Annotated in this window: 8 protein-coding genes; 7 read left to right on the top strand and 1 reads right to left on the bottom strand. The window is 47.0% G+C overall.

The genetic code is table 11. The features are described 5' to 3' along the window. Nucleotides 1-1,210: DUF885 domain-containing protein (locus IID12_08945; protein MCH8289215.1), on the bottom strand; the 1,210-nt coding region annotated here is incomplete at its 3' end. 402 nt (nt 1,211-1,612) lie between these two features. Here IID12_08945 and IID12_08940 point away from each other — a divergent pair. The 7 genes from IID12_08940 to IID12_08910 all read left to right on the top strand — a co-directional run bounded on the left by IID12_08940 (nt 1,613) and on the right by IID12_08910 (nt 7,500). Beyond that, a complete protein-coding gene (locus tag IID12_08940; GenBank protein ID MCH8289214.1) occupies nt 1,613-1,978 on the top strand; it encodes an endonuclease domain-containing protein in 366 nt (121 codons plus the stop codon). A gap of 341 nt (nt 1,979-2,319) precedes the next feature. Next, nucleotides 2,320-2,523, top strand: coding sequence for a hypothetical protein (locus IID12_08935; GenBank protein ID MCH8289213.1), 204 nt, complete (start codon nt 2,320-2,322; stop codon nt 2,521-2,523). Between the two features lie 222 nt (nt 2,524-2,745). Further along, entirely contained in the window at nt 2,746-3,339 is a 594-nt protein-coding gene (locus tag IID12_08930; GenBank protein MCH8289212.1) for a response regulator, read from the top strand. 219 nt (nt 3,340-3,558) lie between these two features. Continuing rightward, on the top strand, nt 3,559-4,152 hold the full coding sequence (locus tag IID12_08925; GenBank protein ID MCH8289211.1) for a hypothetical protein: 594 nt from the start codon (nt 3,559-3,561) through the stop codon (nt 4,150-4,152). A 117-nt stretch (nt 4,153-4,269) separates the two neighbouring features. After that, on the top strand, nt 4,270-5,505 hold the full coding sequence (locus tag IID12_08920) for a tetratricopeptide repeat protein (protein ID MCH8289210.1): 1,236 nt from the start codon (nt 4,270-4,272) through the stop codon (nt 5,503-5,505). 726 nt (nt 5,506-6,231) lie between these two features. Next, on the top strand, nt 6,232-6,774 hold the full coding sequence (locus IID12_08915) for an LPP20 family lipoprotein (GenBank protein ID MCH8289209.1): 543 nt from the start codon (nt 6,232-6,234) through the stop codon (nt 6,772-6,774). 27 nt (nt 6,775-6,801) lie between these two features. Beyond that, on the top strand, nt 6,802-7,500 hold the full coding sequence (locus tag IID12_08910) for a hypothetical protein (GenBank protein ID MCH8289208.1): 699 nt from the start codon (nt 6,802-6,804) through the stop codon (nt 7,498-7,500). Nucleotides 7,501-7,627: the final 127 nt, after the last annotated feature.

The following is a 7,627-nucleotide window of genomic DNA, read 5'->3' as shown; positions in this document are numbered from 1 at the left end:
CGTAATAGAATCCCGCCTTTGTGCCGTCGCCTGAAGGACGTCTATAGTATGCCGTGGTCGTTTTCGGAGCGATGAAATCGGGAACGCGCTTTATTCCGTACGACATACGGGGGAGCGTTCCGAAGAGGCTCGGCAGCTCTCCGTCCATCTTTTTCAGGACGAACGAGACTTCCTTCATCAGCTGCTCGGGTGTATCGACGTAGAACCTGTCATCGGTGCGGAGGAACTCGACAAAAGCCTTGAAATCCCCTTCGAATCCCGATTCCTTTATAACCTCTTCCATTTCGGCGCGGATCCGCTTCACCTCAGAAAGCCCTCTGTCATGTACCTCCTGCGGAGTAACGTCGAGAGTGGTGAAGGAGCGTACGCTGTATTCGTAGTATGCTTTTCCGTTCGGCAGGGAGGAGGCGGCAATTTCTTCGCGTGTTGCGGGCAGATATTCTTCCGTCATAAATCTGAGGAACGATCTGAAACCGGGAACGATCGAATTCGTTATCGCCTCTGAACCGGCTGCGGTCAAACGTTCCTGCTCGGCTTCGTCTATGCCTTTAGGATATTTCTCGAAAGGCTTGTAGAGAAGGCTTTCCGTAGGGTCTTCAACTATATGCGCCTCGATAGCGTCTTCGATTCCCTGAAGAACGATCCCCGGGAGGACGTATCCCTCGGCGATTCCCGTACGCATCAGTTCGATGTGAGAATCGGCGTAATTGCTAAAAGCGTTCAGACGGGCGATATAATTCTCGTAATCCTCCACGTTGTTGAACGGCACACGGTCCGCCAGCTGCGGAAAGGAGACGTGGAACCCGCTCCGGTTGGTTATCGGCATGAGATATCCTTTGAACTGACCACCCTCGATGCCGTCCTCGATAAGACGTTTATATATGTCGTAGTTAAGTTTATCGGCGGTTGGGAGCGCGTCCCGGTCTATCCTCATCAGCCGGGAGAGGAATACTCTGTTTTCCTCTATCCTTCTCTCGCTGTCCGCCACGGAGATAGGTGTGAGTTTATCGCTGTAGCGGCGGTCGCCGAGCGTTGTGGCGAAGACGGGATATTCCTTCAGCGTTGATTCCCAGTCGTCGTGAAAGAGCTGGTTAAGCTGCTCGACAGACGGGTTTGCGGGCATCAGAGTCTCTTTTGCTGCCTGTTGCGAACACGATAGTGATAGCAGAAAGATTATCAGTATCAGTGATAATTTGAGTGATCGTTTCAATATATAACCTCCGTTTATGTAGATACGATTAAATATTTCCTTTAATTTATGTAATATTACCCAGAGTTGAAATGACTAATCGAATGACTAACCCCTACGCGCGCCAATAATTGGTTATCAGGTGTCATGCTGAGCGTAGTCGAAGCATCTCGTTCTTACGACGACAGTTATTGAGATTCTTCGTCGTCCCGATCCCGAAACTTCGGGACGGGACTCCTCAGAATGACACAATTTATTGTAATTGTGCGGGAATTAGAGCTTGCGCCGATATTTCGGGGATTCATATTGACTGCAACCGAAGAATATTGATTGGGTACTTTCATAAAAAACAAAAAGTCCTTATATTCCCCTCTAATAAGAGGGGTGTCCGCCAGCTGGCGGACGGGGTGTGTAACTGAATAAGTGAAGATACAATACAATCCAAAACTAAAGAATTTATCTGCAAAGCTCCGCAAAGAATCCACTTTAGCCGAAGTACTTCTCTGGAATGAGATAAAAGGGAAGAAAATGTTAGGTTATGATTTTCATCGGCAGAGACCCATCGGTCATTATATAGTCGATTTTTTTTGCAATAAACTGAAGCTGGTAATTGAGGTAGATGGAGTTACGCACAATTACAAACTTGAAGAGGATAAGAAAAGACATGTAAAACTTGAATCTATGACTCTAAAGGTGCTTCGTTATCAAGACTCGGAAGTGAGGAATAATCTTGAGGGGGTTTTGATCTCCATTAAAGAATGGATTAGGGAGAATGAGGATAGCTCCTGACACACCCCGTCTTCTCATCCTCTGGATTCGAATCCACCCCTCTTATTAGAGGGGATTTTTATCTCATCTTTGATGAGATACCGTCGATGGCGGTGGAGTAGTAGAATTTGCTTATCAAATTCAGGATATCAGATGGAAGATAATGGAAGTATGTTTTGCCAATAAAGAAATAGTCCTTATATTCCCCTCTATCAAGAGGGGTGGATTTTGTCCCAGTGTTCGGGACAAAAGACGGGGTGTGTATAAGAATACGCAAAATAAGATTTCATCTTGGTTAAAGTTACCACATACAACAGCGCTTTAGCTTGTCCCGTTCCTAATGATTGTTTAAGTTATTATCGATGATGAAGTCGATAACCTCATTTTTTTGGATTGTACTCCCTTTTGCAGGTTTAGCATTTGCACAGGAACAGGCTGAAGAAGTCAGCGACGGACTCTTCAGCGGACGTTATTCTTCCGTCTTGATGGGGATGGGAGTGTTGTTGATAATTGTCCTTGTCAGGCGGTTGATGGGAAAAGGGAAAAAGCCTGATCTGTCGGAATAGGCGTAGTTAAAAATATCCAAATGAGCGATCGGTGTGATTTGCACAGATAAACGAGCGGAATATCTTATCTTTGCGGATGGTTGAGAATACCTTGTTATGATGAAAAATCGTTTGTATTTGCCGAAAGAGTTTATTACATTAAGTATTCTATCTTGGCAATTTGCGGATATTATAGAAAAAGCGGAATTCGGAACTATAGTGTAAATCGGGCGTTTCAGGCGTATGAGTAAAGGCAAAAAATATCTTTCAACCGGTGATATAGCGGCGTATTGCGAAGTAAACGTCACTACAGTCAAGCGGTGGATACGGGAAGGGCATCTCCCGGGGTTTCAGACTCCGATGGGGCATTTCAGGGTTACTAAAAAAGATTTTATCAAGTTTTTAGAGGATAATAAAATGCCGATCGACGAATCGCTGTCGAGAGGGAGTGAAAAAAGAGTCCTCATAATTGACGACGATCCCGGTATGATAAAGACTATACTCATGACGCTTGAAAACATGGATATAGAGATGAAAGTGGATTCAGCGACCGACGGATACGAGGGACTGATGAAGATAGGGCAATCGGTGCCGGACTTGCTGATAATCGACCTGAATATGCCGAAAATCAACGGATACGAAGTTATCAGACAGGTGAAGGAAAGTGAGGCGTTTTCTTCAGCGGAAATTATAGTAGTATCATCGGTTCTGAACGAAGGATCTGAGTCCATACTTGAAGATTTAGGAGTATCGACGTACTTGAAAAAACCGTTTAAACTTGCCGAATTAAAAGACGAAGTAACAAAAATATTCGGTCTAAACGGCTCACGGGGCTGACGGCAGAACAGACCTGAAAAAATTGCTGTCGTAAGCGCTGTATTAATAACATAATACGGAATAATAAATTATTTGATTTTTGTGACACGTATCACTGTCCTATCCTCTTGATTTCGTATCTTAATTGCGGACATGAGAGGGAGAAACCAAATCAAATCGAATTTAAGCAGTTCTAAAATATTAAATAACAATACGCGAAAGGACGCGAAGGTGAAAACAATGAGACAAAGCAGATTGAAATTAGGAAACCTGCTTATACCAATAATGGCAGTTGCTTTACTTTTTTCGGTGGCGTGCGATTACGCAGCTACGACAGCCCCGGAATCAGCTAAGGCAAGTGCATCGGTGGCAGGTGCGGCGAAGTCACTCGAAGGCGTGAACTTTTTACGCTGGAGTCCGGAGACATTCGAGAAGATGACATCGCTGAGGAAGTCCAACGTCGCAGAGAAGACCATCACGGTTTCGGCCGGCGGTACGGTTGGCGGTAACAAAACGTTCGGCAACACGGTAGAGATACCGGCCGGAGCGTTAGATGAAAACACCACGATCTCGGTACAGGTGACGTGTATGGATAATAGGAACCCATGTGCTGCAGAGGTAGAGTTCTTACCGAGCACGACATTCAACGTGGAAGTCAAGGTAACTATGAACTACGACGCTCTCGGTTTTGACGGTGATCCTTACCTGATAGAGATTTACTGGCTGCAGGACGACGGTACGGGTGGTGACATAACTAACTACGTTGTAGACGAGAATGAGAAGACTATCGTATTCTACATCGATCATTTCACACGTTATGGATGGGCATACTAAGGTATAATGTTGACTATTACGGTAAATAAGGTGAACGCGATTGAGCGCACGATTGTCGATACTGACAACACCTACCGCGTCCATAATATTGACATCGTTGGTCGGAGATAACTAAAGATGGCATCCGGCAACTTTATCAGAGAGTTTCTTAACGTAGCGGCAGAACGCTGCGGGAAGGGCTTCGAAGCGAGAGTATCTAAGGTACTCAAGAGCAACGAAGCGGCTCTGAAAGAGACCAGGCAGGCTATCCTACCCACCGACCTCACCAAGAACGACCGTAATAACCTATCTATAGACAGCAAGTTTGAAATAATCTTAAGCGTATCGCAGGAGTTCCTTGAAGGCGACTCTTACGATTCTCTGTTAGTGGCTCTGGCTGAAGTCGGCATCAACTCATTGCAGTTTGACAGGGCGATGGGACTTCTTGATGAAGTAAAGAGCCGTCCGGGAAGCAAGTCGAACCGGAGCATCAAGGGTTCGGCGAGCCGTTTACTCGGCGAGATATACGCCAAGCAGGCTAACTGGGAAAGGGCGCTTGAGGAGTTCACGGCGGCTGAGATATTACTCAGGGAAGCCGGTGACATGAATGCTCTCGCGGCCACGCTCAACACGCTCGGTATCCTTTATGCGGAGACCGGCAAGCTCTCCAAGGCGCTTGAGTCGTTTGAATCGGCTAAGAAGTTAGCGACCGCCAAGAAAGACCGCGGCCTTCTACTCAAGATATTTATGAACCTCGGTAACATACTCAATATCCGGGGCGAGCATGACGACGCATTGGAAGCGTACAGCTCCGCTCTCAAGACTCTCGGCAACAGGGACAACGATCCATTAAGAGCTCTTATACACCATAACATCGGCATCGCATACAAGAACAAAGGCGACCTGCGCACGGCTGAGAAGAAGCTTGCCGACGGTCTTAAGTTCAGCGAACGTTCCGGCGATGTACGCATAGCGGGTCTGTCATACCTTGAAAAGGCCGAGATCTATCACCGCAAGGACGAGATAGACGAGAGCATCCTTCTCGCAACGAAGGCTTTCAAGATATTTTCCGAGATGAAGGACAGGCTGGGCGTAGCCGAAGTCTATAAGCTTATGGGCATGAACTACAAGAAGAACGGCAGGTATGACCTTGCTGAAGTTTACCTCGGCAACTCACTGAGGATAAACGAACGTCACGACAACGCGCTGAATAAGGGTGAGACCTACCTTGAGATAGCGCGCCTGCACACGGAAGAGAAGAACGCCGAGAAGGCGGAAGCCGCTTACCACAGCGCTATTGAGTGCTTTACGTCATTAGAGGCGCAGAAGAAGATAGCCGCAGTCGCCAAAGAGATGATCGCCGTCGCCGCGTAAGAGACTACTTCAATAGAACTACAGACTCCATAATCCCTTCGGGGATTTTTTTTGTGCCTCAACCACGCTTAATGTAGGGACAGCATAGTATGCTGTCCTGTGACACACCCCGTCTCCGCTTTCAGCGGAGCCACCCCTCTCAAGAGGGGATTTTTATCCCTTTCCGATGGTTATATGTAGGGACAACTCAGGAGTTGTCCATAGGGCAATTCCCCGTCTGACCGATTGCCGGGCAGGCCCGCTTTCTTCGGGGTAAACGTGAATTGCCCCTACACTTCATCTAAACAACGGGATGCTTCGTCCCGATCCCGAAACTTCGGGACGGGACTCAGAATGACAGCATTAAATGTGGCGCAGTCCCCGCCGTCGGCGGGGCTTCGCTTGCCCGACTAACGTCAGGCGGGCAGGTCACAGACCTGCCCCTACACATGAACTTAATATGGAGTGCATCCGGCTTGTCCATCTTCTGACGGGCAGTTGACGGATGACTGAAGAGCCGAAGACAGGCGCGAGCCAATCTCAGAATGACAGCATTAATTGCCATTGCGCGCGGAAAGTGACTAAAAATAAATCTTGACTTTTCAGAATTGGAATCGTACCTAATCTATGCTGTTCTCTTAATCATTTATCTTACGGGAGGACCATCAGGAATACAGCAGAGTCCGGCAACAGGGACTTACGATAATTAATTATGTTCGAGCACTAACAAAACAACAGGGGTCAGTCATGAGAAATTTCATACTCGCTTTATTGGCGTTACTACTCGTTTCATGCGGGGGTGGTGCGTATAAATCAGGTAGCACGGAACAGTTCGACAAAGAACCTGAAATGCCATGGTTCGTTATGAGCCCGCCGGCGAGTCCCGACAGCCTATTCGGGGTTGGTTTTGCGAAAAAGCAGAACCCTATGCTGGCAAAAAAAGCGGCTACGGCACGCGCACGCGATGAAATCTCGCAGAGCGTAAAGATACAGGTTCAGACACTTTTGAGAGACTTCATGTCTGAGAGCGGGATAGGCGAGAACGCACAGGCGTTGGAATACACTGAAAGCGTCAGCAATCAGGTAACGGCAAACACCTTAGAAGGTTCAATCGTATTGAATACCTACAAGGGGGACGACGGCACATGGTACGTCCTGGTGGGTTACTCAAAAGATTCTGTCCGGAAGGCGACCTTGGAAGCGGCGAAGAGGGAAGAAGCGTTATTCAATGAGTTCAAAGCAGAACAAGGGTTTGATTCGCTTCAAAACGCCATCGATAATATGAGGTAATCTTCCTAAACCGGGAGGAATGAGAAAATGCGGAAGCTAATCAGCGCAGCAGCTGCAGCATTGATGGCGCTTTTAATCGCCGGATGCGGCGCAGGTCGATCCACTCTCTACCTGTCCGATTTGGATCCGAAATTCCGGGTACTCCCCGACAAGCTCGGGATAGACGTGGTATTAAACGATTATCCTGTGGTGGGAATCGAAAATCACAATAATTTCCATAAATCCACGGCGATCATTCTAACCACATTTTCGATAACCAAGGAGATGGTCGATGACGCTACATCGAATCTGAAAAAGTATGCGATGGACCATATCGCCAAGATGACGATGGATGAAAATATCGACAGCTTGATCGGTGATACGCCTCATGATGAACTTACGGTGGAGCAATCGGCAGCTGTATTGAGAATGGAAAAAGAAAGGGATAATATATCATCCAACGAGACAAAATATTTTTTGCTGACAGGCGCTAACCTCGGAATAGGTGTACTCTCCTTGATCCGAAGTATCCGGGAGATACCTGACCTTCTCGGCAACGGGAAATCCATGATAACAAATGTAAGAAGCGATTTCACTTATATGGGCATTCCCAAATTTTGGGCGATACCGGCTGCCACTACGAGTTTGAAGGAAAGCATCAATCGTCTGAACGCAGTTAAAAACGATGCGCCTATTTTGTTGGAAGACATGAAGGTACTCGTCGATGCGTTCAGGGCTCTGAGTTAGAGCAGAACAGCCCCGGTCTCAACAGGAGGAAGTATAATTATGAGAGCAAATCATCGGCTCGTTTATCTGTTTATTGTTGCCTTTTTGTTTTCGGCATGCGCATCAACAGAACCGACTAAATCGTCAT

This window comes from Candidatus Neomarinimicrobiota bacterium (assembly GCA_022567655.1).
Lineage (GTDB): Bacteria > Fidelibacterota > SORT01 > SORT01 > SORT01 > JADFGO01.
The sequence above is the reverse complement of the archived record's forward strand: the minus strand, read 5'-3'. Positions and strand labels throughout refer to the sequence as shown.